This window comes from Agreia sp. VKM Ac-1783 (assembly GCF_900177765.1).
Lineage (GTDB): Bacteria > Actinomycetota > Actinomycetes > Actinomycetales > Microbacteriaceae > Agreia.
Genome location: NZ_FXWI01000003.1, coordinates 603,066 through 624,360 on the forward strand (window position 1 = coordinate 603,066; position 21,295 = coordinate 624,360).

Here is a 21,295-nt window from a genome sequence, read left to right on the forward strand (position 1 = left end):
AGATGCCCGTGGTCTCTCTCGAATCTCCGCGCCGCGATGACGTGCTCACGCTTCTGCAGCAGGCCGACGACTTCGCCTTGGCGCTGTACCCGGCCGAGAACTATCACCGGCTCGACATCGACGACCTCGAGAAGGCAGACGTCGGGTTCTACGTCGCGAGAGAAGACGGTGAGGCGCTCGGCACGGCGGCGATCGTCGACAGGCACGACGGTTCGGCCGAGCTGAAGCGGATGTTCGTCACGGCGTCAGCGCGCGGGCTCGGCGTGGGCAGGGCGCTGATCGGCGCGGTCGAAGAGCACGCGCGCAATCGGGGCATCACTCTCATCCGGCTCGAGACGGGGCTGCCCCAGACCGCGGCGATCGCCTTGTACGAGAGGTCGGGGTATCGCGCCATTCCCGCCTTCGGGCCGTACATCGGCGATCCCACGAGTTACTGCATGGAGAAGTCGCTCTAGAAACGCGCGCAGCGCGCATCTATGGACGAGATCAGTGCTCGGGGCAGTGCAGCTGCGTGCGCTCGCCCGAGCGGTCAATGGTGTGCAGCGCCATCGACATTCCGCAGAGCGGGCAGTGCGGGTCTGCCGGCGGAACGTACGGCTCTTCCTTGCGACCGATGCCCACCTGCGCTGGCCCGGTGAACGTGTAGACGATGCGGTTGAGGTTGTTGATGAACCCCGGCTTGCCGTCGAACGGGTTCATGGGGTTGGGCGTGCGGGCTTGCCTGGTCAACGGGGTTCCTCAGGTGCTGAGTGCTGCAATGATTAGTGCCCTAAGTATATCGCGGATCGGGAGAGTTCGGGGTGTCAGGCCCATGCGTCGTAGCCGTGATCGCCGGCCCGAATTCGTGAGCCGATCACGCCCGGCATCATGACGACCCCGTTGCCCATTCGAAGAGGCGCGTACGTCGTCGAGGCCGTCCATGTTCGACCGTCGGCCGATTCGACGACCGTCTCGAACTCGGTCGATTCCTCTCCACGGCGCACCTTTTCGTGAACCCGGCCCGCCGCCGCGGCCGCGAGCATCTCGCGCAGCTCGACGGCGTGCTCCACGTCGGCATCGAGGGAGAATCGGCCTTCGCCCACCTTCACCGAGATGAGGTCGGAGTCGGCAGAGGTCGACCGTGCCCACGAGATGCCTGCTGCGCCCGCAGAGAGCGGTTCTATCGTCACGGCTGCGCCATCGTCTGATTGCTCGATCGTCGCAACAGACGAGTAGGCGGCCACCGCGTCGTCGGCGATCGTGTCGAGCAGACGACCCAGAGCATCGGCTCTCTGCTGCGCCGCGCGCTCCTTGTCGCGCGCCGCGCGCTCCGCGGCGGCACGACTCTCGTCGCTCACAACGTACGCAGGCAGCGCCGTATCGTCGTCGAGGTCGATAAGAAGATGAAGATCTCCGAATCCACCGGTGTCGCGAGCATCGACCGCGTCGAGCTCAGCTGACGACGCGATCGCGTCTCCTCTTTCGAAGACAGGATGCGGGCCCGGTGTGCGGCGCCGTTCGTAGCTCACGCCGGTGATCTGGGCGACCGTGCCCGTCACCTCCCACTGCGGCACATCGGCGGGCGTCTGGCCGTGATGTTCCTCGAGAAACCGGGCCGGGGCATCCGGTGCGGTCTGGCCTGGATCGAGCGCGACGATCGAGACCGTCGTCGTCTCGCCCCGCCTGAACGCCTTGCCGCAGCAGTGCTGTTCCCACCCTGAAACCACGACCTCGATGTGCATGTGCCCAGCCTAGAGAGCTTGCGCGCGGAGCCAGCCGCTGAAGCGAGAGAATCGTCGTAGTCTGCTGGCATGGATGAGATCCCCTCCGAGCAGGTGCGGCGCCTGGTGCGGCGCGCCGTCGAGTCGCTCGAGGCCCAGAACGTGCATGACGAGGCCCTGGGCGTCATGCGCGAGCCGCGTGGCTTCTCGGTGTTCAAGACCGCGCCGATGATCGTTCCCGCGGGCCGGGCATGGCGGCTCGGCGTGCTGCTGGTTGACCGCGAGGGAGGCGTCTACGAGACCGGCGATGTGACGCGGGCCATCGAGCCGCTCCGCGCGGTGACCAACCGGTCGGCCGAAGCCGAGGCGCGGCGCGATGACCGCAGGGCCGCCGCGCGTGGAAAGTTTCCCGAGGGGGAGGTCGTGAACCACCGCTATGCTCCGCTCGCCCTCGACGACGAGAGCCTCATTGCCGGATCCGGCCCCCTGGAGGTGCGCGACGGAATCGTCGTGGTGCATTGGGATCGATCGAGCCCCGGTCGAGGCGTCTCGCATCTCGACCGCTATCTGGCCGACCGGGTGAGCGTGCTCACGCTCGATTGACCCTCAGCGCTGGATGGCGCCGAGGTCGGGTCCCGCACCGGGTAGAGGCGCCTCGAGCCACGGGGTGGCCGGCAGGCCTCGCGCATCGGAGGGCGCGCTGAACAGCCCGCCCGCTTCGGGCCAGCGCATCCGCTCTGCATCGTCGAGGTCGCGCGATGCGCTCGTGATGATGAGGCGGTCGAGCGCGGGCCCGGCGAACGCGACGCTCGACGAGTGCGGGGGCGGGATGCGTGCCCCGAGATCTGCGAGTTCGTCGCCTCGGTCGTCGAAGACTCGAACGCCGTGGCCGCCCCAGATGGCGACCCACAGCCGGCCCGACGCGTCGATTGTGAGTCCGTCCGGGTAAACACCCTCGTCGAACACGATGAACGGCTCGCGCTCACCCACGAGTTCTGCGCCGTAACTTCGGCGGTAGATGGTGCCCGCGTCGGTGTCGGTGGAGTAGAAGACCGTGCCATCGGGCGACCATCCGAGGCCGTTGCTGAGGCCGAGACCACCGTCGAGCACCGTGAGTTCGCCGGAGCTCTCGAGGCGAAGCAGCACGTTGTCGTTCGCGTCACCCGAGAGCGTGAGTGATCCCACGACGAGCCTGCCCTGCGGGTCGATCGAGCCGTCGTTCAACCTCTGGTGTTCTGGAATCAGCTCGGCACTGCGTGCCACTGAGCCGTCGGTGTGCACGATCGCCAGGCAGCGGGTCAGGGCCACCAGCATGCGGCCGTCGTCGAGCGGGATGGCGCAGCCCACGTACTCGCCCAGCTCGGTGCGGTTGATCACACTGATGTGCCCGCGCTCGTCGAGCTCGCCGCGCAGCACGAGCCCGGCTTCGATGTCGATCCATACAAGGGTCTCGCTCGCGGCGTGCCAGACAGGACCCTCGCTCAACACATAACTCGGCGTACCGGCGGGCTGGGCTGTAATCATCGGCCGCGCTCGAATCCTGCGGCGGCGTAGATCGAGTCGATGGCCTGCATCTGCGCGACCGAGTCCTCGCCCTCGGTGAGCAGCTTCTCGCCGGTTGCGAGGCCGTCGACAATGGCAGCGAGCTGGTGGTCGTATGTCTCGAGCCCGGCGACGGTCCAATTGCGGGCGATGCCGTCGCGCGTCTCGCTGACGTAGTGACCCTTTGACGGAAACACCAGGTTGTCGACATGCAACGTAGCCAGCGTGCCGACTACATCGAGCGAGGAGTTGAGCTCTGCACCGTCGACCATGCTGCAGGTCATGCGCGCCGTCGCTCCCGAGGCGAAGCGCAGCGAGGCGTCCATGCTGAGATCGGCGCCGAGCGCATTGACCGTGGCCGTCGCATCCAGAACCTCGGGCTCGTCGGCCATCAGCGCCCGCAGCCAGTGCACGGGGTAGCAGCCCAGATCCATCAGCGACCCGCCGCCCACGGCCGGGTCGTGCCTGATCGACGCGGGGTCGAAAGGTATGGATGCGGTGAAGTCGGCGTGTGCGGACACGATCTCGCCGAGACGCCCGGATGCGACGACGCGGTCGATCTCTGCGCTCAGCGGGTGATACCGATCGTGAAAGGCCTCGATGAGGCGCAGGCCGGTGTCGCTGGCGGCAGTGGTCATCAGTCGAGCCTCGTCGGCCGACATCGCAAAGGGCTTCTCGCACAGAACGTTCTTGCCGGCCTCGAGTGCGGCGATCGACCAGCGCGCGTGCTCAGACGGAGGCAGCGCGTTGTAGACGAGGTCGATGTCGGGGTCGGCGAGCAGCTGCTCGTAGCCACCGTACGAGCGGGGGATCGATTGCGTCGCGGCGTAGGCGCTCGCGGAGGACGCGCTTCTGGATGCGACGGCCGCGATCTCGACGTCGTCGCGCCGACGGGCCGGAGTGATGATGGCGTTGGGGGCGATCCCGGCTGCGCCGAGGATTCCGATTCTGAGCATGCAACCAGAGTGCCATGCTCAAAGCCCGACGGGCGAGCGGCTAGACGCCCAGCGCGTTGAGCGAGTCGTCGACGATGGTGAGGCCCTCGAGACCGGGGAGGCCGCTGATTGCGGTGTCGATCTTGCGGGCGGCCTTGCGGCCTTCGACGCCACCCATGAGGTGACCCATCACGTGTTTGACCTCGTTCTTCTCCATGATGCTGGAGCCGACGGGAGCCCAGAAGTTGCTCAGGGCGAACCGGGCGAACTTCTGCGCCTTCGTGCTCTTCGCCAGACGCTCGCGCGCCTGCGACGTGTAGAACGCCACGTGCCGTGCCTCTTGCTTCGCGATGCGCTTCAGCAGCTCGGCGAGCACGGGGTCTTCTTCGAGCGCGGCCATGCGGTTGTAGGCGGTGATCGCCGACCACTCGTTGGCAGCGCCCCATGCCATGTGCACGGCGACGAAGTCTGCGCCGACGACCTTGCCGATCACGGACTGCTTGATGGGGTCGAGCTTGTCGCGCCAGCCGAGTTTGAGGCGCTTGGCCTTGAGCTCGTCGAAGTCGACGCTGATTCCGTGGATTCCCAGAACGGTGGCCAAGGCCTCGCCGTGCCAGAACTCCTCGCGATTCCACATCGTCATGAACGCGCCCATCTCGGCCTCTTTGTGCGAGGGCGTGGTGAGCAGGTCGCGGGTGTAGCAGACGGTGTGATATTCCACGTCGGCCATATAGCGCAGGGTGCGCAAAGAGCCCTCGGGCAGGGGGTGCTCGCGGAAACGCTCGAGATCGAGGTCGTCCCAGTTCACGCTGACCGAAGTGGCCGTGTATTTGTCTACGTCGAATGCCATGGTGTGAGGAGAGTTTACTCTCCGGTTCCCTTCGCGAATTGCGGCAGGGCGGATGCTCCGCGGGTGCCGCGTTTCCAGTTGTGGATGCTCCATCTTCTTCGGAGCGCCTCGCGAGAAAGATTGGTGTCGGGGTTGATGGCGGTGGGGTTGCCGAGCAGCTGAAGCCACACGAGATCGGAGTGGCTGTCGCCGTAGCCGTACGACTTCGACAGATCCATGCCATGCGTCTCTGCGTAGCGCCGCAACCAGGCAGCCCGCGCCTCGTCGACCAGAGGCGGCTGCGCGAGGTAGCCGGTCAGTATGCCGTCGCGCTCATGCATCGATCCGGCGACGACGTCATCGAAGAGCGCCGTCAGCGGCGAGGCCAGGATGCCGATGGATCCGGTGACGAGAACGGTGCGGTGACCGGCGGCGCGGTGTTCCTCTATGCGCGCGATCGCCGAAGGCATCGTGTGCCGTAGCAGCGTCTCGCGGTAGCCGCCAGAGACGACCTTCTCGAGCCGCTTCGCGGGCATGCCGCTGTAGCGACGCAGGAACGCGCGGATGAACTCGCCGCGGTCGCGGTGCTCCGCCTTCAGATAGCCGGGAAGCGACGTGAGAAGGCTCGCGACCTCGCTGGGCCATGCGGCCTTGCGGAAGCCCGCCGAGCGCACCCAGAGGTACTGCTCGACGATGTTGGAGTCGACGACCGTGCCCTCGAAGTCGAAGACGGCGAGCACGTCGCTGCGCTGCGGAAGCGCCTTCGCGACCCGTTCCGACGCCGCCGGGCGCAGAGCGAACGCCCGGGTCAGCGCTGTGATCGACGGGAAGTGCACCTTCTGCAGGTAGTCCTCCCAGTCGATCGCGGTCACGTCGAATCCGATGTCGTCGCGTAACTCGGCGGGCAGTGCGTTGTGCAGCGCCCGGGTGTTGCGGTCGTCGAAGATGATCTCGGTCTGCACGTAGGCGCGGTAGAGCTCGACGAAGGTGCGCAGGTTCTCGAGGTCGTCTTTGCGCTTCAGGGCTTTCTTGACGTGCACGCGGGTGCGCTCGGTCGAGGGCAGGCGCTCGAGGGCCCTTTCGAGCCGTGCGTTCCAGATCTCCTGGTTGTGCAGCACTCGGTCGACCTTGCGGGTTCCCGGGAAGGTCCAGTACGGAACCTCGATGTGACCGTCGTTCTCGTGCGGCAGCGGAGTGGCCGTGAAGAACTCGTTCATGTTGGTGAACATGCGGTGGATCGGCAGCGGATTCCGGGCGCCGGAACTCACGTGGTAGTACGCAGAGTCGACTTCTGCATCCGCCTCAGCCGGGTTCGCGGCGACAGCGAGGATGACGTTGACCACGTAGTCGACGGGGATCACGTCGAGCACGGTGTCGGGCAGGGCCGGGAACTGCGTCAGGTTGCCGCGGGCGTAGGCGAGAACAAGGGGATCGGCCACCTTGAACCCGTCGATCCACCCGGGGTACGGGTGGCGCAGCGCGCTCTCGATGATGGCCGGGCGCACGACCGACAGGCGGTGACCGGTGTCACGCCACAGCTCTTCCGCCGCCCGCTCGGCGAACGACTTCGTGAGCGTGTAGACGTCGGTCCAGCCGAGACTCTGGGCGCGGCTCCGCCCGTAGTCGACGAGGCGTTCGCGCACCCACTCGACGCGTCCGTTCTCGGCGGCGGTGGCCACAGCCTGCGGGCCTTCCTTGCCGTGGACGACGCGTGCGTCGTGCATGAACGTTCGCAGCGTCTCGGGCTGGCGCGATGCCATCTCGACCCGCACCCGGGCATCCCGAGCGGCAGTGAGCTCTGCACGCCAGTCGACCTCGTGCTTGAGTCGCCCCTCGGGAACGATGCCCTTGCGCAGCCCGCCGACGTAAGCCGTCGACACGTGCACCACGTGCGGGTCGCCGCCGGATTCGGCCAGGGCCGTGTAGAGAGCGATCGCACCGCCGAGGTTCGTCTCGAAGGCCTGATCGATGGGCGGGTCGAACGACACGGTGGATGCGCTGTGGATCACGACGTCGAGATCGGCCGGCAGCGGCGGAACGTTGGCGAGGTCGCCCGGAATCACGCGCAGCCGCTCGCGCACGGCGCGCTCGACCTCTTCTTCGCCGACGCGCTCGCGCCACGGGCCGAACACGGGCTTGCGCAACAGGGTGCGCAGACGGTCGTCGGCGGTGGTGCTGCCCTTGGTGCGGATGAGCAGCGAGATCGTGGTCGCCGGATGCGATGAGAGCAGCCGTTCGACGATCGCCTGGCCGACGAAACCTGTTCCTCCCGTGATGAAGACGTGGGCGTCGCCGAGATCGGAGGACGCAGTCCATGACAGCGCCTCGCTCACGGTGCTGGCCACCGCGTCGCTCACGATCGCAGCTTTCGGGCGACGGCGTCGCCGGTCTGCGGGGTCAGGCCGGGAAGTTCTGCCACTCTGTTTCCGATCGTGGTTGCGCGCTGGAGTCCGTCGGCACCGCCGAAGACGATCTGTTCGAAGAAGGTTCTGTCTGCGTCTGAGCGATCGACCGCGCCGATCGGCCACGCTGCGTGGGAGAGCTGGCTCGTCGCCTGTTTGACGGTCTTGGCCGACTCGGCGAGGCGGCGATGAGCTTCTTCGGCGAAGAACGACTCGTGCCGGGCCTTGATGCCGCGGATGGTATCGAGTGTCGCGCTGAGCGTCGGGTGCCCGGCCACAGCATCCAGTCGTTCGTAGGCCGTGGCCATGACCCACTCGTCGATGAGGCCGGCCGTCATATGCACACCGGTGAGCGGCACGCCCTGGCCCATGGCCAGGATGGCGCGTCGGATCGGCCCGCGGCGCTCGGCCGACTCGGAGCGGTCGGAGCGCGGCGTGCCCTCGTCGCCCACCTGCGCGCCGATGCTGCCGTTGGCTCCGAGGATCTGGTCGATCGCGTCGGCGATCCAGAACTTCTCGAAGGCCCATGTCACGAGAAACGCGGTGACTCGAGCGTCTTTGTGGGTGGCCGTCACGAGGAGGTTGCGCAGTTGCTCCATGGTCGCGCTCTCGAGTCGACCGAGGTAGCGCAGCAGATGAACCGCCTCGGGCGAGAGCTGAGAGGCCTCGTAGCCCTCGAGCTGGAGCTCGGGGCGCAGTGTGCCGCGGGCAGTGCTGGCGAACGCCCGCACGTCGAACCGCGCACTCGAAGCTGCGTCTGTGGATGTCATGAAAGCCCTGCCGACTGGTCGAAAACCTGCGTGCGTAAACGACGCCGTGAAGAGCAGACTAACCTAACCCCATGGCTGTAGCTCTCGTTACGGGAGGAACGTCTGGCATCGGTGCTGCGTTCTCCCGGTCCCTCGCTGCGCAGGGATATGACCTCGTTCTCGTCGCTCGAAGCGTTCCGCGACTGGAGGAGATGGCCGACGAGATCCGCGCCCTCGGCCGTTCGGTCGAGATCTTCCCGGCCGACCTCGCCGACCGCGACGATGTCGCCCGCGTCGCCGAACGCCTCGAAGACGCCTCTCGGCCGATCGACATGCTCGTGAACAACGCCGGATTCGGGGTGCACACGTCGCTCATCGACGCCGATGTCTCGGCCCACGACCGTGCCTTCGAGGTCATGTGCCGAGCGGTGCTTGTGCTCTCCGGCGCCGCCGCGCGCGGGATGCTGCCGCGCGGCTCGGGAAAGATCGTGAACGTCTCGAGTACAGCGGGTTTCGTGACGATGGGCGCGTATTCCGCGTTGAAGGCGTGGGTCACCTCGTTCACCGAGGGACTCGCCGTCGAACTGCGCGGCACAGGAATCGGCGTGACGGCGCTCTGCCCGGGCTGGGTGCACACCGAGTTTCACGAGCGGGCCGGAATCAAGGCGTCGAGCATTCCAAACTTCTTGTGGCTCGACGCCGAACAACTTGTCACGGCATGCTTGCGCGACGTTGACCGAGGCAGGGTAATCTCCATACCGACTGTTCGGTACCGAACCCTCATCTGGTTGGCTCGCCACGCACCGAGGAGTGCGATTCGCGCAGTCTCCGGGTCGATTTCCTCGAGTCGAAAGAAGCCGGTCACTTAGATGGCTGAACGAGAACCCGCGTCACCAAGACGCCCCGGCGATGTCGCCGGCGAGCGTGATCGATTCAACTCGCCTACGCACGCGGCAGCCCGTTTCGTGGTGCAGCGCGGGTTGCTGAAGCCCCTCATCTGGTCGCTCACCCGAGTCACCGTGATCGGCCGCGAGAAGCTCAAAGACGTAGCCGGAGGGTTCGTGGTCGTCGCGAATCACTCCAGCCATCTGGATGCGCCGCTCATCGTCGGCTCGCTCCCACGGCGCCTGGCGCGTTACCTCGCCACCGGCGCCGCGGCCGACTACTTCTTCGCTGTGTGGTGGAGGCGCGGCCTCACAGCCCTCTTCTTCAACGCCTTCCCCGTGAAGCGCATGGAATCGAAGGCGAAGTCGATCAGTGCCCGGTCGCTCCTGTCTCGAGGCATTCCGATCCTGATCTTCCCCGAGGGAACACGATCGAAAGACGGCGAGGTCGGAGCGTTCAAGCCCGGAGCCGCGGCGCTCGCCGCATCGTGCGACGTACCGACCATTCCGATGGCTCTGATCGGCGCCCACGTGGCTCATCCGCGGGGAGCGAACTGGCCCCGACGGGGCCGCTACCCGGTCGGCGTCGTCTTCGGTGAGCCTCTTCGACCGATCGCGGGGGAGACCCCCGGTCACTTCGCCGAGCGCACGAAGCAAGAGATCCTGCGCCTGCGCGAGCTTCATTCCGAGACTATCCTTGGCCAGTCCCCACGATCTAGAGGAGCCCTTCAATGAGCGATGTCAAGCACATGAAATGGTGGGGCTGGGGCGTCGACGGCGTCGCTTTCCACCACGAGAACAAGCCCGGTTTCGCGCCGTTCGTGAAGAAGAACCTCGGGCTCGACCTCACGAAGACCAAGGGCGAGCCGCCGACATTCGACGACATCGATGTCCCCTCCAGTCGCGCGGCGGAGTCGTTTGTTCTGCTGCTCGCCGGAATCGTCGGCGACGAGCACGTCGAGACCGACGACATGTCCCGCGTCGTGCACACATTCGGAAAGAGCATCCGCGACCTCATCCGCGTTCGCACCAGCGCGTTCCCCCGTGCCGTCGACGTCGTCGTCTACCCGGCCAACGAGGCCGAGGTCCGGCTGATCGTCGATGCGGTCGTCGCGGCCGACGCCGTGCTCATCCCCTTCGGAGGCGGCAGCAACATCGCCGGCAGCCTCGAGCCCCTCGCCGCCGAGGAGCGCACCGTCGTGTCGCTCGACCTCGGCCGACTCAACCGCGTGATCGAGGTCGACGCCGACTCGAGTCTCGCGCGCATCCAGGGCGGCGCCCAGGGGCCAGACCTCGAAGCCGAACTCAACGCCGCCGGCTGGACCCTCGGCCACTTCCCCGACAGCTTCACCCACTCCACCGTGGGCGGCTGGGTGGCGACGCGCTCCTCCGGCATGCAGAGCGACAAGTTCGGCGACATCGCAGACATCGCCAAGGGCCTGCGGGTCGTGCGCCCCGGCGGAGTGCTCGTGCTGCGCCCGCTGCCCAGCACGTCGACCGGCCCGAGCGTGCGCGAGATGATTCTCGGCAGCGAGGGGCGTCTCGGGGTCATCACCGAGGTCACCGTGCAGATCCACCGCATCCCGGCCAAGCGCGAGATCCTCGCCTATCTCTACCCCACCTGGGACGCGGGACTCGCGGCCATGCGGGAGATCTCCGAGAGCGACGCCACCCCCTCGATCACCCGCGTCTCCGACGGCAACGAGACGCTGTTCTCGTTCGCCACGTCGAAGAAGAGCAAGGGTTTCTCGGCTCTCGCCACGAAAGGCCTCGGCGTGTTCCTGAAGGCCAAGGGCTGGGACACCGACAAGATGTGCCTGTCGTTCGTCGGAAACGAGGGCGGCGAAGAGCTGGTCGCGACGAACCAGAAGATCATCGCGGGCATCGTCAAGAAGCACGGTGGCATCACGGTCGGCAAGGGCCCGGGCGTGCTCTACGACCAGAAGAAGTTCGACACCCCGTACATCCGCGACTGGTTCCTCGACTGGGGCGGATCGGCCGACGTGTCCGAGACCGCCGCCCCCTGGGCCAAGCTGCCCGAGCTCTACCGCAACGTGATCGCCAGCGCCAACCGCGCGTTCGACGAGATCGGCGTCAAGGGCTGGATCATGGCGCACCTCTCGCACTCGTACACGTCGGGCGCCTGCCTCTACTTCACCTTCGCCTACCTCGACACGGGCGATGCGATCCCCAACTACGACGTGGTGAAGGGTGCGATCCAGCAGGCCTTCATCGACGCCGGCGGAACGCTGTCGCACCACCACGGCGTCGGTCTCGAGCACGCTCCCTGGATGGAGCAGGACATCTCGACCGAGGGCGTCAAGATTATGCGCGGACTCTTCGGAGCTGTCGACCCCGGTCGCCACTTCAACCCGGGCAAGGTTCTGCTCGACGAATGACACGTGCCCGTCTCGGCGGCCCCGTCGGAGCGGCGGGGCTCGTCGTCGCAGGGCTGGCGTGCCAGGAGGTCGGAGCGGCATTCGCCGTGCTGCTGTTCCCCAGCGTCGGCGCGCTGGGCATGGTCGCGCTGCGGCTCACCTTCTCCGCTCTCATCCTCCTCGCGATAGCGCGGCCGTCGCTGCGGGGCCGTAGCCGCGGCGACTGGATGACGGTGGTGCTGTTCGGCCTGGCCCTCGCCGTGATGAACGGCTTGTTCTACGAGGCCCTGGCGCGCATCCCGCTCGGCGCAGCCGTGACCATCGAGGTTCTCGGGCCGCTCGTGCTCTCGGTGGCCACGAGCCGACGCGCATCCAGTTGGCTCTGGGCGGTTCTCGCCTTCGTCGGCGTCTTTCTGTTGGGCCAGGGCAGCTTCGGCGAGCTCGATCCCGTTGGGGTGCTCTTCGCCGCGGGAGCCGGAGCGAGCTGGGCCGGTTACATCCTGCTGTCGTCGCGCACGGGCAGTCGCTTCGCCCGGCTCGACGGCCTCGCCCTCGCGATGGCCATCGGCGCGGTGCTCACCCTTCCGCTCGGGGTCGCGGCCGCTGGCCCGGTGATCGTGCGGCCCGACATCCTGCTTCTCGGGGCAGCCGTCGCGATTCTCTCGTCGACCATTCCGTATGCCCTGGAGCTATTCGCGCTCCGACGCATCCCCTCGTCGACCTTCGCGATTCTGATGAGTCTGGCGCCCGCGATCGCAGCGCTCGCCGGGGTCGTGCTTCTGGCTCAGCACATCTCGCTCGTCGGAGTGCTCGCCATCGCGCTCGTCGTGACCGCGAGCATCGGAGCGGTGCGCAGCGCGGGCCCGGGGGCTACTCCCGTCGCTCGTGCCGAACCGGTTTGAGTTCGGCCGGAGCATCCAGAGCAGGGGGGAACGTGCAGCTGAACGTGCCCTCGTATCCGAAGAGGAAGCCGAACCAACGGTTGCGCACCTCGAGCTTTATCCGATAGAGCTGCGCCGCGTCGTCGTAGCTCTCGTGCAGCTCAGCACGCCCGCTGAAGAGCATCGGAAAACGGAAGGCGACCGGGCCTTCGTAGAAGCGCTGCGCGTCTGAGAGCAGCAGTAGCGAGCCGTCGTCGTTCACCCTGAGATCGAGGTCGACGGCGAGATGCTGATGCGTGCCGAGGTAGTCGATGACCCGCCCAGCCCGCTCGCTGTAGATCATGGTGGCGTCGAAACGATGAGGCCGAGGGCTAGCGCCGTAGCTGCGCACGAACGTGACCGTCTCGCGTCCGAGAGGATCGCGATAGGGAAAGTTCTCGACGGTGAAAGGAACATCGGTGCCTTGAATCGGCACGAGGATATTGCGGACGCGACCGATCCAGAGAAAGGGCACGGTCCACCAGGGGCCGCGCCTGATGCGGGTCATCGTTCCCGTGCCCACACATGCGTAGCCCGCGTCGAGGCCGACGCCGAACCTCTTCTTCATCATCGGGTGCAGCCGCTCGAACTGCTCACCGAGCGCCAGCGCGAAGATGGCGGTCACTCGTGGACCAGCCCGGCCAGCGACGCCGGGGCGTCGGACATCGCGTCGTGGTCGCGCGCAGCGCGCGCCGGGCGGGAGCGGCAGCGCGAGGCCTTCGGCCTCTCGGCCCTCCAGAACGCGGCGACGGATGCGATCGGCCAGGATTCCGGAGGCGTTCCGGTCTCCGCCCAGATGCGCAGTCGATCGAAGCTCCACGCGGTCATCCACCACACCACGCGACGCAGCACGATGCGGTCGAGCAGGGCTCCGGCGCGGCCCGCGAAAGGCACGTAGTCGTAGCCGGTGGTGAACGTCGTCGATCCGTCGGCATTCGGTAGATACCGCCAGTATCCACGGCCAGAGGCGAGCGGCGAGAGGGGATCTCGTGTCGAGAAGACGAGGGCGGAGGTCCGGGCGCCGCGAGCTCCAGTGCGCTCACCGAGGGAGACTCCGGTTCCCCGAATCGTGTGGAACGGCAGCCGCCGTTCATAGCGGAATCGGGAGGGGGAGTCGTCCGCGGACTGCTCGGCTTCGGGGGCGATCAGACTGAAGCGCAGGTCCCAGCGCGAATGCAGCTGCGGGGTCTGCGTGAGGCGCCAGATCTCGTCGATGTCGGCCCTGACCGTGGTCTCGACATACAGTGCGCGGTTCTTCCGAACCATGGCGTGCTCCTTCGAATCGTTCTGTCTGCCAGCGTAGTGTCGGTGCAGCAGACCATCGACAGAAGGAGAAACCTGATGCCACTGACAGGCGACTACGAACCCAGCACGTCCGACTGGGCGCGTGAGCAGGTCGAGGAGTACGAGGCATCCGGCGGTACTCGCGGCACCACGCTGCGCGGAATGCCGGTGATCGTGCTCACCTCTGTGGGCGCCAAGTCGGGCAAGCTGCGCAAGACCGCATTGATGCAGGTCGAGCACGAGGGCGAGTACGCCGTCGTCGCGTCTCTCGGAGGTGCCCCGAAGCATCCGGTCTGGTACTACAACCTGCTCGCCCAGCCGCACGTCGAGCTGCAGGACGGCCCGGTGAAGAAGGACTACCTCGCCCGCGAGGTCACGGGTGACGAGAAGGCCGTGTGGTGGGAGCGCGCCGTCGCCGCCTATTCTGACTACGCCGAGTACCAGAAGAAGACCGACCGCGAGATTCCGCTGTTCGTCTTGACAGAGAAGGGCGTCGAATGACGAACCCACCGAACTTCGACAACGTCGCTCCGGCCGCGGGCTGGTTCCCGGATCCCACCGGCGGCCCCGGGAGCAGGTGGTGGGACGGCCAGAACTGGACGGAGCATGTCTCGGACCCCACGCTCCAGGCCTTCTCGCCGGCAGGGGTGCCGAGGCGGGTGCCGCAGGGCACGCCGGTCTACACGCCTTTCATCTGGTTGATCACGCTGCTGCCGCTCCTGGCGATTCTCGCCGTCGCCCTGTGGGACACCGACGCCTACATGCGCGCCTCGCTCAACTCTCCGAACGATCCTCTGGCGCAGTACCTCGACCCGGGCTACCTGATCGTTCAGGCGCTCGGATTCGTCATCTACGGCGTCACCGTGCTGCTCGCCTACTTCGACTGGAAGACGCTCGCCGCACGTGGTTTCGACCGACCGTTCCACTGGGCCTGGACCTTTCTCGGCGGCACCGTGTACATCATCGGCCGAACGGTCATCGTTCGGCGACGGGCCGGCGGTGGCGCGATGCTGCCCATCTGGATCACCATCGGCGTCGTCGTTGTGTCGTTGATCGTGGTGACCGTCAAGATCGTCGGCATGGTCTCCGTAGCGATGTCGTACCTGACGTCTTACTGAGGTCTGATTCTCCCAAGTCGCCTGGATGGTGGATGGCTCCGTCGCAGAGGGCCTATCGTCGAGACAAGGGTCATCCGGGCTCTCGAAACGAGGATGCACCATGGGCGAGAAATCAGCACGCAAGGCCGTCGCCAAGCCGGCAGCACGCTCTCTCAAAGAGAAGCGGGCAGATAAGAAGACCAAGAGCGGTGCGGCGAATCACTCCTCCGACGCCGTGACGAACGTCAAGAAGAAGTAGCATTCGCCTCTCAGAACGACAGCGGCGAGCTCGCTGAGAACCCCGGCAGGATCAAGAAGGTCGCGCTGCCCGTCGGCGTGGCGTACTTCATCAGGTCGTCGTTTTCGTCGAGCCGCTGCTGTGTCGCGACGAACGTGCGCAGGGTGTTCTGAAAGCAGATGAACGCCAGGCCCGCATCGGCCTCTCCGCTTGGCAGTAGGCCGTCGTCGAACGCGTAGCCGCGCCGCAGCATCAGCGACGATCCCGTGAACGACGGGTGCGCCGCGCGCGCGTGACTGCGCAACGGGGTGATGAACTCGCCCTCCGGTGTCTTCGCGTTCAGGTTGACCTCGCCGTCTTTCGGCCCGCCTGAGAGTGGGGTTCCCTCGATGCGTTCGCGTCCGACGACCCGCTCCTGCGCGGGCGTTCCCAGGGCGGCGAAGCCCGACGTGTCGAGACGCAGCCGCCGGATGACGCACACGGTGCCCGCGGCCAGCGCGGCGTCGGCGGTTCCGGTTCCGATCCACACGTTCTCGGCGAGTTCTTCGTCGCCGTGGGGCACGATGATGCCGTCGAGAAATCCGAACGGGTTGCGCACGACGCCGTGTTCGCCGTGTCCGCGGAAGAGGCGCTGACGCCAGCGCGGGGTCGCACCCGGCACCAGGGTGAGCAGATCGTCGCCCACGGCGGTGAGCACGCTGGGGTCGTCGGAGTAGAGAGCGAGCAGCAGGTCGCCACCTCGGCGGTGTGGCTCGATCGTCTCGTCTCCGGCGAACGAGGGCAGGTCTTGGGCGCCCGGCAGTGCGGGGTCGCGTGCCGCAACGATCCGCGGCCCGAGGCCGACCGTCACCGTCAGATCGCCCGGTCCGTCGGGCAGCACGTCGGTCGGCGTCGCGGTCGTGGTCAGCTCGAGGATCCGCTGCCCCAGCGCACCGAGCCACGCGGTGTCGGTGCTGTCGAGGTCGCAGACGAGCAGCAAGCCGAAGTGCTGGGGGGTCGCGGGGCGCGCGATTCCCGCCTGATAGCGGCCGCTCGCGGGCACCGGCTGGCCGGACGAACCCGCGGGCGTGGCGCCGGCATCCGGTGCTTTCGTCTCGCCGGGCCACGAGCCCGTCGCGGTGAGCGCACCCGCCGCGCCCGCGGCACCGGCACCCACCGCGATACCGAGCGCGCCGAGCAGCGCGCGACGGCTGGGTCCCTTGGGTGCTTCGGCGCCGGTCATCGGGTTCCCGTGCTGCTGGCGAGCAGATCGGCGGCGGGGAGCGCGACACCTGCGGCGTCGAAAGAGCTCGCCGGGCCGGTCTTCGGCAGGGCATCGGGAACAGCGGTCAGATCGCCGTCGAGGTTCGGCTGAGGACGGGGCTGGCCCACCTTGAGGAACGACACTCCCGCGGGTGTCTGCACGGCAGGCAGGGCAGAGGTCGGCACACCCGCAGAAGCGCCGGCCGTGCAGGATGCCGCCAGGTCGGCGGGCAGCACGATCAGACCCGCGTCGGGGGCGATGCAGGTGGTCGTCGTGGGGCTGCGCGTGGCCGCGACATCGGCGACATCGACCCCGTTGCCCGAGAGGGAGTTTTCTGTGAGTCGCGTTCCCGTCGTGGCGATGTCTTCGGTGTTCGACAGTTGCACGCCAGAGACGCTGTTGCCGGCGATGACGTTGCGCTCGAGGGTGTCGCTCTGTGCTCCCGAGAGCCCCACACCGATGCCGAAGCCGCCCTGGGCTTGAGCGGGGGAGTCCGCGGAGTTGTTGTCTGAGATCACGTTGCCGACCACGGTCGCTCCGCGCTGGGGAACGAAGGCCTCCTGGTACCAGCTGAGCAGGGTGAGCCCCACACGGTTGCCCGAGAACCTATTGCCCGTGATCACCACGGAGTCCGAGGCGTTCGCGTTCTCATAGCCGATGGCATTGCGCTCGGCCACGTTGCCCGAGACCAGGATCGAGCAGTTCTGGCACTGGCCCACATAGAAGCCGGAATCCGCCGAGCCCGAGGCGTAGTTATTGCTCAGCACCCCATTCTGCGAGTTGAAGGCGTAGATGCCGTAGAGGCCGTTGTTCGTGGCGGTGACGTGGTCGACCTCGAAGCGCTGCAGGGGAGGGAACTTCTCGGGGTCGAGCTTCTGATAGCCTGTGAGGTTGTGGGCCTGAGGGCCGTTCTCGTCGTGCATTCCCGTGACGAGCACCCCGTTGAAGGTGTGCCTGGTCACGGTGAGGTTCTGCACACGCACGCCGTCGGCGATCACCTGAATACCGTTGGCCCGCAGTCCCTCTCCGTCGATGATCACGCCGTCGCGGTCGAGTCCGCGCAGAGTGATGTTCTTCGTCGAGACCGTGACCTCTTCGGTATAGGTGCCAGGGGAGACGAGAACCATCCCACCCTCGGGCACCTTATCGACGGCGTCCTGGATCGTGGCGGCATCAGCCGGCACGCGCACGGTCGCGGAGGAGGCGTTCGTGGGGCCGGATGGCTTCGCGTCGACGGCGCAGCCGCTCAGGGTGGCGACGAGCGCGAGTGCCAGTAGTGCGGGGAGGAGGCGAAAATTCACATCGCGAGTTTATCGTCACAGACGGGGTTATTCGTCTGCTCGGCGACCTCAGGCGCCAGTTGTGCCGAAGAGGAGTCCGAGCAGATAGGTCACGGCCGCCGCCCCGTAGCCGATGGCGAGCTGGCGTAGCCCGCGCTTGAGCGGCGAAGCGCCCGAGAGGATGCCGACGATCGCGCCGGTCGCGAGCAATGCCAGGCCCACGAGCAGTGCGGCGATGAGCAGCGCCGGCAGTCCTGAGAGCCCGAACAGATAGGGCAGAACGGGGATGATCGCGCCCGACGCGAAGAAGCAGAAGCTCGAGAGGGCGGCACTGATTCCCGTGCCGACCGCCTCGTGCTCGTCGCTCTGCGCGTGCACGGCGGGGTCGGCCGTGAGAGCGAGGTCGTGCGTGCGCAGCACCTCGCGGGCGTGCTCCTCTGCGTCTGCCTCGCTCATGCCCCGCGCTCGGTACACGAGAGCGAGCTCGTTGGCATCCACGTCGAGGTCGGCGACGGCGCTTCGCGCATCGGGATCGGGAGTGGATGACTCAAGCAGCTCGCGCTGAGAACGCACCGAGACGTACTCGCCCGCCCCCATCGACAGCGCGCCGGCAAGCAGGCCAGCGATGCCGGTGAGCAGAACGACGTGGGTCGGCACACCGCTCGCAGAGATGCCGATGACGAGGGCGAGGTTCGACACGAGACCGTCGTTCGCGCCGAAGACCGCGGCTCTGAACGTTCCTGAGAGCCGCATGCGCCCTCGGGTCGCGAGTCCGCGCACGACCTCTTCGTGGATGCGCTCGTCCGCAGCCATCGCGGCCGTCGCGTCGGTATCGGTGTCGTAGGGCGAGCGCCCCTCGGCTCTCTGCGCGAGGGCGAGCACGAAGACGGATCCGAAGCGTCTGGCGAGAAAGCCGAGGACGCGGGTGCGGGTGGCGCCCCGCAGCGTACGCCCGACGTCGTCTCCCAACAGGCGGCGCCAGTGCTGCTCGTGCCGTGCCTCGGCATCGGCGAGAGCCAGCAGGATCTCGCGTTCCTCGCCCGTGCGTCGCTCGGCCAGATCGCGGTAGACGGCCGCCTCGAGCTGTTCGTCGGCGAGGTAGCGCCGCCACCGCCGGATGTCGGCCGCACGCGGCGTCGAGGTACCCGGTTCGGCTGCGACCGGCTGGTCAGGCACCGATGCGCTCACCGCGGATCAGTTGGAGGCTGCGGCGGCGCGCTGGCTCTCCTGGCGAGCGAGGTGGGCTGCCTTGCGGGCCTTCTCCTCGTTCAGCTGCTTGACGCGGGCTGCCTCACGGCGCACCTCGGCCTGCGTCGCGCGCTCGCGCACGAGCCACTCCGGGCGGTTCGCCAGCAGCTCCTGGATCTCGGCCGTGGTGAGCGGCTCGGTGACGCCGCCGCGAGCCAGGCCCGAGATGGTGACTCCGAGCTTCGAGGCCACGATCTGGCGTGGATGCGGGCCATTGAGTCGCAGCTGAACGACCCACTCCGGGGGCGTGGCGAGCAGTTCGTCGAGCTGAGTGCGCGACACCGTGCCCTGCTGGAAGTCGGCGGGCGTCGCATCCAGAAGCACGCCGAGCTTCTTGGCCGCGGTGGCGGGCTTCATTGTCTGGGGGGTTTTCGCGGGCGTCATGATGCCAAGGGTAGCCTGAGACCTGACCTGTTGCCCGGTCATCAGCCTTCGAGGAGCCCCGTGGACATCGACCCGACCACCCTGAGATGGTTTTCCGCCGTCGCCACGGAGCTGCACTTCGGCCGCGCCGCGCTCGCGCTCGGCATCGCCCGCACCCGATTGAGCAAGGCCGTCGTCGACCTCGAGGCGCAGCTCGGCTACCCGCTGTTCGACCGCGAACTCCCCGGCACACAGCTGACGGATGCGGGTCGCTCGCTTCTCGAGGCCGCTCCGGCGCTGATCGTGGCGGGCGACGAACGGGCCGCCTTGGCGGCTGAGGAGGCGGCGCGGCCGGTTCCGTTCCGGATCTCCTTTGTGCCCGGAGTGACAATCACGAAGTGGACGACCGAGTGGGAGACGCGTCACCCCGACATCCCGCTCGTCGTATTGCCCACCCTCGGCGACGACGCGGTGTCGGTGCTGCGAGAGAGCCTCGCCGACGTGGCCTTCGTGCGCCTGCCCATCGACGGCGAGGGGCTCAGCGCCATCCGGCTCTACGACGAGGTGCCGGTCGTCGTCGTCGCGAAAGACAACCCGCTGTCGGAGCTCGAGGAGGTGCGTCTGGCCGAACTGGCAGACGAGCACTTGATTCAGCACCCCGACGAGGTCGAGGGCTGGTCCGACATCGCGACCGAGATGATCGAGGGCACTCGGCCTGATCTGCCCGAGCCCGCATCGGTCGAAGACGCGCTCGATCTCGTGGCCGCAGGAACCGGCATCGTCGTGCTGCCGCACTCCGTCGCTCGCCTGCACGCGCGCAAAGACGTGGTGGCGCGGCCCGTGCTCGACCTGCCGGAGACGCAGATCGCGCTGTGCTGGATGGCCGGAGATCCGAGTGACCGCATCGAGGAGTTCATCGGAATCGTGCGTGGCAGGCGGGCCACGAGTTCGCGCGCCGCAGCGCCCGTCGTTTCGTCGAGTGCCCCCGCCGATCAGCGGGCACCAAAGAACGAGGGAAAGAAGCCTCGAACGGGCGCCCAGGGTGCAAAGGGTTCGAAGGGCGCCGCCAAGGGAGCTGTCAAGGGCGCCGCCGCGAAGACGCCTCGACCGCTCGGAACAGCGCGCAAGCCCCGGCCCTCGGGCGGATACCGCCAGAAGGGCCGCTGACCGCAGACGGCGTAGAGCCGCTCGCCCAGCGCGCTGGCTCCCGCCGAGCGTGGCGGTCGCGCCACCGCGCTCGGCGCGAACGACCGCGCTCGGCGTGCGGAAGAATGGATCGGGTGACTTCCTCTCGCCAGTTCGGACTCCTTCTCGACGTAGACGGACCGATCGCCAGCCCGGTGACCCGTTCCATCAACGTGCCGTCGATCGGTCGTGATCTCGCCGCATTGGCGAACGCGGGCGTTCCGGTGATCTTCAACACCGGGCGCTCGGATGCGTTCATCGCCGACGAGGTCGTGGAGCCGCTTCTGGCGGCGGGACTCGAGGCGCACGCACGCGTCTTCGCCATCTGCGAGAAGGGCGCGACCTGGTTCGCGATCACGCCCGAGGGCGCCGGGGAGCTGTCCATCGACGTCTCGCTCGCGCCGCCGCCCGGATTCGCCGACGACGTGCGAGCGCTCGTGGCAGAGCGCTACGCAGACCTCGTGTTCTACGACGAGACCAAGCGCGCGACCGTGACCTACGAGCAGCGCCTCGATGTGTCGAAGGAATCGTTCCTCGCGCGCCAGCTCGAGATCGACGAGGCCGCGATCGCGCTCCTGAATGCCCGCGGTTTCGGGGCGCGACGGGGCACGGTCGACTATCCCGACGCATCCGGCGCCGTGCAGTATCGCGCCGACCCGTCGATCATCTCGACCGACTTCGAGTCGGTCAGGGTCGGCAAGGACTTCGGTGCCGAGCGCGCGCTGATGCTGCTCGAGGGAACCGGGCCGATGCCCACGGAGTGGCGAACCATGGGCGATTCGCGCGGCGACTATGCCATGGCCACCTGGCTGCACGAGCGAGGCGAGGCGGTGGTGCACGTCGACGTGCGCCCGGAGGACGGAATCCCCGAGACCGCCTATCCGGTGCTCACGGCGGGCGCGCTCATCCACGACGACGCGGGTGCGGCCTTCCTCGCCCGCTGGGTCGAGATGCTCGACGACGAGGCGCTCTCCGACGGCGACCTCGCCTGACGAAGTGTGCGCTGGGAGCCGGCCGC

The 21,295-nt window shown here is 67.5% G+C and carries 24 protein-coding genes; 11 read left to right on the top strand and 13 right to left on the bottom strand.

Annotated elements, in window-relative coordinates; all coding sequences use genetic code 11:
• The first annotated feature begins 2 nt into the window (after positions 1 to 2).
• The gene (locus CCK87_RS12515; protein WP_086461727.1) at positions 3 to 455 is read left to right on the top strand and encodes a GNAT family N-acetyltransferase; all 453 of its coding nucleotides are present in this window, start codon (positions 3 to 5) and stop codon (positions 453 to 455) included.
• Positions 456 to 486: 31 nt separating this feature from the next.
• Here CCK87_RS12515 and CCK87_RS12520 read toward each other — a convergent pair whose 3' ends face one another.
• Positions 487 to 729, bottom strand: coding sequence for a hypothetical protein (locus tag CCK87_RS12520; protein ID WP_249273877.1), 243 nt, complete (start codon positions 727 to 729; stop codon positions 487 to 489).
• A 74-nt stretch (positions 730 to 803) separates the two neighbouring features.
• Positions 804 to 1,721, bottom strand: a complete 918-nt coding sequence (locus tag CCK87_RS12525) for a DUF6578 domain-containing protein (protein WP_086461729.1) — start codon at positions 1,719 to 1,721, stop codon at positions 804 to 806.
• A 69-nt stretch (positions 1,722 to 1,790) separates the two neighbouring features.
• Between CCK87_RS12525 and CCK87_RS12530 the strand changes: the two genes are divergently transcribed.
• A complete protein-coding gene (locus tag CCK87_RS12530; RefSeq protein ID WP_086461730.1) occupies positions 1,791 to 2,303 on the top strand; it encodes a hypothetical protein in 513 nt (170 codons plus the stop codon).
• A gap of 3 nt (positions 2,304 to 2,306) precedes the next feature.
• On the opposite strand, the gene CCK87_RS12535 is transcribed toward CCK87_RS12530, so the two are convergent.
• The 5 genes from CCK87_RS12535 to CCK87_RS18610 are packed head-to-tail and all read right to left on the bottom strand — an operon-like array spanning position 2,307 to position 8,178.
• Positions 2,307 to 3,224, bottom strand: coding sequence for an SMP-30/gluconolactonase/LRE family protein (locus CCK87_RS12535; protein WP_086461731.1), 918 nt, complete (start codon positions 3,222 to 3,224; stop codon positions 2,307 to 2,309).
• Positions 3,221 to 4,198: a Gfo/Idh/MocA family oxidoreductase gene (locus tag CCK87_RS12540; protein WP_086461732.1), complete on the bottom strand. Its 978-nt coding sequence runs from the start codon at positions 4,196 to 4,198 to the stop codon at positions 3,221 to 3,223. Before CCK87_RS12540 ends, CCK87_RS12535 begins: the two co-directional genes overlap by 4 nt.
• A 40-nt stretch (positions 4,199 to 4,238) precedes the next feature.
• Positions 4,239 to 5,027, bottom strand: a complete 789-nt coding sequence (locus CCK87_RS12545) for a hypothetical protein (protein WP_086461733.1) — start codon at positions 5,025 to 5,027, stop codon at positions 4,239 to 4,241.
• A 14-nt stretch (positions 5,028 to 5,041) separates the two neighbouring features.
• The gene (locus CCK87_RS12550; RefSeq protein WP_249273878.1) at positions 5,042 to 7,363 is read right to left on the bottom strand and encodes an SDR family oxidoreductase; all 2,322 of its coding nucleotides are present in this window, start codon (positions 7,361 to 7,363) and stop codon (positions 5,042 to 5,044) included.
• Positions 7,360 to 8,178, bottom strand: coding sequence for a hypothetical protein (locus CCK87_RS18610; protein WP_140162839.1), 819 nt, complete (start codon positions 8,176 to 8,178; stop codon positions 7,360 to 7,362). The genes CCK87_RS12550 and CCK87_RS18610 overlap by 4 nt, the downstream gene beginning before the upstream one ends.
• 71 nt (positions 8,179 to 8,249) lie before the next feature.
• Here CCK87_RS18610 and CCK87_RS12555 point away from each other — a divergent pair, with 71 nt between their 5' ends.
• The 4 genes from CCK87_RS12555 to CCK87_RS12570 are packed head-to-tail and all read left to right on the top strand — an operon-like array spanning position 8,250 to position 12,321.
• On the top strand, positions 8,250 to 9,026 hold the full coding sequence (locus CCK87_RS12555) for an SDR family oxidoreductase (RefSeq protein WP_085484785.1): 777 nt from the start codon (positions 8,250 to 8,252) through the stop codon (positions 9,024 to 9,026).
• On the top strand, positions 9,027 to 9,776 hold the full coding sequence (locus CCK87_RS12560) for a lysophospholipid acyltransferase family protein (protein ID WP_086461735.1): 750 nt from the start codon (positions 9,027 to 9,029) through the stop codon (positions 9,774 to 9,776).
• Positions 9,773 to 11,440, top strand: a complete 1,668-nt coding sequence (locus CCK87_RS12565) for an FAD-binding oxidoreductase (RefSeq protein WP_086461736.1) — start codon at positions 9,773 to 9,775, stop codon at positions 11,438 to 11,440. Before CCK87_RS12560 ends, CCK87_RS12565 begins: the two co-directional genes overlap by 4 nt.
• Positions 11,437 to 12,321, top strand: a complete 885-nt coding sequence (locus CCK87_RS12570) for an EamA family transporter (RefSeq protein ID WP_086461737.1) — start codon at positions 11,437 to 11,439, stop codon at positions 12,319 to 12,321. The genes CCK87_RS12565 and CCK87_RS12570 overlap by 4 nt, the downstream gene beginning before the upstream one ends.
• Here the strand turns inward: CCK87_RS12570 and CCK87_RS12575 are convergent.
• Both CCK87_RS12575 and CCK87_RS12580 read right to left on the bottom strand, forming a co-directional pair.
• On the bottom strand, positions 12,290 to 12,964 hold the full coding sequence (locus CCK87_RS12575) for a DUF4166 domain-containing protein (RefSeq protein WP_086461738.1): 675 nt from the start codon (positions 12,962 to 12,964) through the stop codon (positions 12,290 to 12,292). The genes CCK87_RS12570 and CCK87_RS12575 overlap by 32 nt on opposite strands.
• The gene (locus tag CCK87_RS12580; RefSeq protein WP_086461739.1) at positions 12,961 to 13,605 is read right to left on the bottom strand and encodes a hypothetical protein; all 645 of its coding nucleotides are present in this window, start codon (positions 13,603 to 13,605) and stop codon (positions 12,961 to 12,963) included. Before CCK87_RS12580 ends, CCK87_RS12575 begins: the two co-directional genes overlap by 4 nt.
• 75 nt (positions 13,606 to 13,680) lie before the next feature.
• Between CCK87_RS12580 and CCK87_RS12585 the strand changes: the two genes are divergently transcribed.
• The 3 genes from CCK87_RS12585 to CCK87_RS18315 all read left to right on the top strand — a co-directional run bounded on the left by CCK87_RS12585 (position 13,681) and on the right by CCK87_RS18315 (position 14,979).
• Positions 13,681 to 14,124: a nitroreductase family deazaflavin-dependent oxidoreductase gene (locus CCK87_RS12585; RefSeq protein ID WP_086462040.1), complete on the top strand. Its 444-nt coding sequence runs from the start codon at positions 13,681 to 13,683 to the stop codon at positions 14,122 to 14,124.
• Positions 14,121 to 14,741 (top strand): DUF2510 domain-containing protein, encoded by a 621-nt coding sequence (locus CCK87_RS12590; RefSeq protein WP_086461740.1) that lies wholly within the window; start codon positions 14,121 to 14,123, stop codon positions 14,739 to 14,741. Before CCK87_RS12585 ends, CCK87_RS12590 begins: the two co-directional genes overlap by 4 nt.
• A 100-nt stretch (positions 14,742 to 14,841) precedes the next feature.
• On the top strand, positions 14,842 to 14,979 hold the full coding sequence (locus tag CCK87_RS18315; protein ID WP_166428661.1) for a hypothetical protein: 138 nt from the start codon (positions 14,842 to 14,844) through the stop codon (positions 14,977 to 14,979).
• Positions 14,980 to 14,989: 10 nt separating this feature from the next.
• Here the strand turns inward: CCK87_RS18315 and CCK87_RS12595 are convergent, their stop codons facing one another.
• The 4 genes from CCK87_RS12595 to CCK87_RS12610 are packed head-to-tail and all read right to left on the bottom strand — an operon-like array spanning position 14,990 to position 19,113.
• Positions 14,990 to 16,180, bottom strand: coding sequence for a Dyp-type peroxidase (locus CCK87_RS12595; RefSeq protein ID WP_086461741.1), 1,191 nt, complete (start codon positions 16,178 to 16,180; stop codon positions 14,990 to 14,992).
• Entirely contained in the window at positions 16,177 to 17,502 is a 1,326-nt protein-coding gene (locus tag CCK87_RS12600; RefSeq protein WP_086461742.1) for a right-handed parallel beta-helix repeat-containing protein, read from the bottom strand. The genes CCK87_RS12595 and CCK87_RS12600 overlap by 4 nt, the downstream gene beginning before the upstream one ends.
• Positions 17,503 to 17,550: 48 nt before the next feature.
• Positions 17,551 to 18,657, bottom strand: a complete 1,107-nt coding sequence (locus CCK87_RS12605) for a VIT1/CCC1 transporter family protein (protein ID WP_086462041.1) — start codon at positions 18,655 to 18,657, stop codon at positions 17,551 to 17,553.
• 18 nt (positions 18,658 to 18,675) lie between these two features.
• Positions 18,676 to 19,113, bottom strand: a complete 438-nt coding sequence (locus tag CCK87_RS12610; protein ID WP_086462042.1) for a DUF5997 family protein — start codon at positions 19,111 to 19,113, stop codon at positions 18,676 to 18,678.
• 60 nt (positions 19,114 to 19,173) lie between these two features.
• Between CCK87_RS12610 and CCK87_RS18045 the strand changes: the two genes are divergently transcribed.
• Positions 19,174 to 20,259, top strand: a complete 1,086-nt coding sequence (locus CCK87_RS18045; RefSeq protein ID WP_170927273.1) for a LysR family transcriptional regulator — start codon at positions 19,174 to 19,176, stop codon at positions 20,257 to 20,259.
• A 104-nt stretch (positions 20,260 to 20,363) separates the two neighbouring features.
• Entirely contained in the window at positions 20,364 to 21,269 is a 906-nt protein-coding gene (locus tag CCK87_RS12625; RefSeq protein ID WP_086461743.1) for a hypothetical protein, read from the top strand.
• The last annotated feature ends 26 nt before the right edge of the window (positions 21,270 to 21,295 follow it).

Coding starts and splice junctions, on each gene's coding strand:
- CCK87_RS12610 (WP_086462042.1), bottom strand. CDS start 19,113: ATGACGCCCGCGAAAACCCCCCAGACAATGAAGCCCGCCACCGCGGCC.
- CCK87_RS12555 (WP_085484785.1), top strand. CDS start 8,250: ATGGCTGTAGCTCTCGTTACGGGAGGAACGTCTGGCATCGGTGCTGCG.
- CCK87_RS12580 (WP_086461739.1), bottom strand. CDS start 13,605: ATGGTTCGGAAGAACCGCGCACTGTATGTCGAGACCACGGTCAGGGCC.
- CCK87_RS12595 (WP_086461741.1), bottom strand. CDS start 16,180: ATGACCGGCGCCGAAGCACCCAAGGGACCCAGCCGTCGCGCGCTGCTC.
- CCK87_RS12525 (WP_086461729.1), bottom strand. CDS start 1,721: ATGCACATCGAGGTCGTGGTTTCAGGGTGGGAACAGCACTGCTGCGGC.
- CCK87_RS18610 (WP_140162839.1), bottom strand. CDS start 8,178: ATGACATCCACAGACGCAGCTTCGAGTGCGCGGTTCGACGTGCGGGCG.
- CCK87_RS12515 (WP_086461727.1), top strand. CDS start 3: ATGCCCGTGGTCTCTCTCGAATCTCCGCGCCGCGATGACGTGCTCACG.
- CCK87_RS12570 (WP_086461737.1), top strand. CDS start 11,437: ATGACACGTGCCCGTCTCGGCGGCCCCGTCGGAGCGGCGGGGCTCGTC.
- CCK87_RS12560 (WP_086461735.1), top strand. CDS start 9,027: ATGGCTGAACGAGAACCCGCGTCACCAAGACGCCCCGGCGATGTCGCC.
- CCK87_RS12545 (WP_086461733.1), bottom strand. CDS start 5,027: ATGGCATTCGACGTAGACAAATACACGGCCACTTCGGTCAGCGTGAAC.
- CCK87_RS12585 (WP_086462040.1), top strand. CDS start 13,681: ATGCCACTGACAGGCGACTACGAACCCAGCACGTCCGACTGGGCGCGT.
- CCK87_RS12535 (WP_086461731.1), bottom strand. CDS start 3,224: ATGATTACAGCCCAGCCCGCCGGTACGCCGAGTTATGTGTTGAGCGAG.
- CCK87_RS12565 (WP_086461736.1), top strand. CDS start 9,773: ATGAGCGATGTCAAGCACATGAAATGGTGGGGCTGGGGCGTCGACGGC.
- CCK87_RS12530 (WP_086461730.1), top strand. CDS start 1,791: ATGGATGAGATCCCCTCCGAGCAGGTGCGGCGCCTGGTGCGGCGCGCC.
- CCK87_RS18315 (WP_166428661.1), top strand. CDS start 14,842: ATGGGCGAGAAATCAGCACGCAAGGCCGTCGCCAAGCCGGCAGCACGC.
- CCK87_RS12625 (WP_086461743.1), top strand. CDS start 20,364: ATGGATCGGGTGACTTCCTCTCGCCAGTTCGGACTCCTTCTCGACGTA.
- CCK87_RS12540 (WP_086461732.1), bottom strand. CDS start 4,198: ATGCTCAGAATCGGAATCCTCGGCGCAGCCGGGATCGCCCCCAACGCC.
- CCK87_RS12590 (WP_086461740.1), top strand. CDS start 14,121: ATGACGAACCCACCGAACTTCGACAACGTCGCTCCGGCCGCGGGCTGG.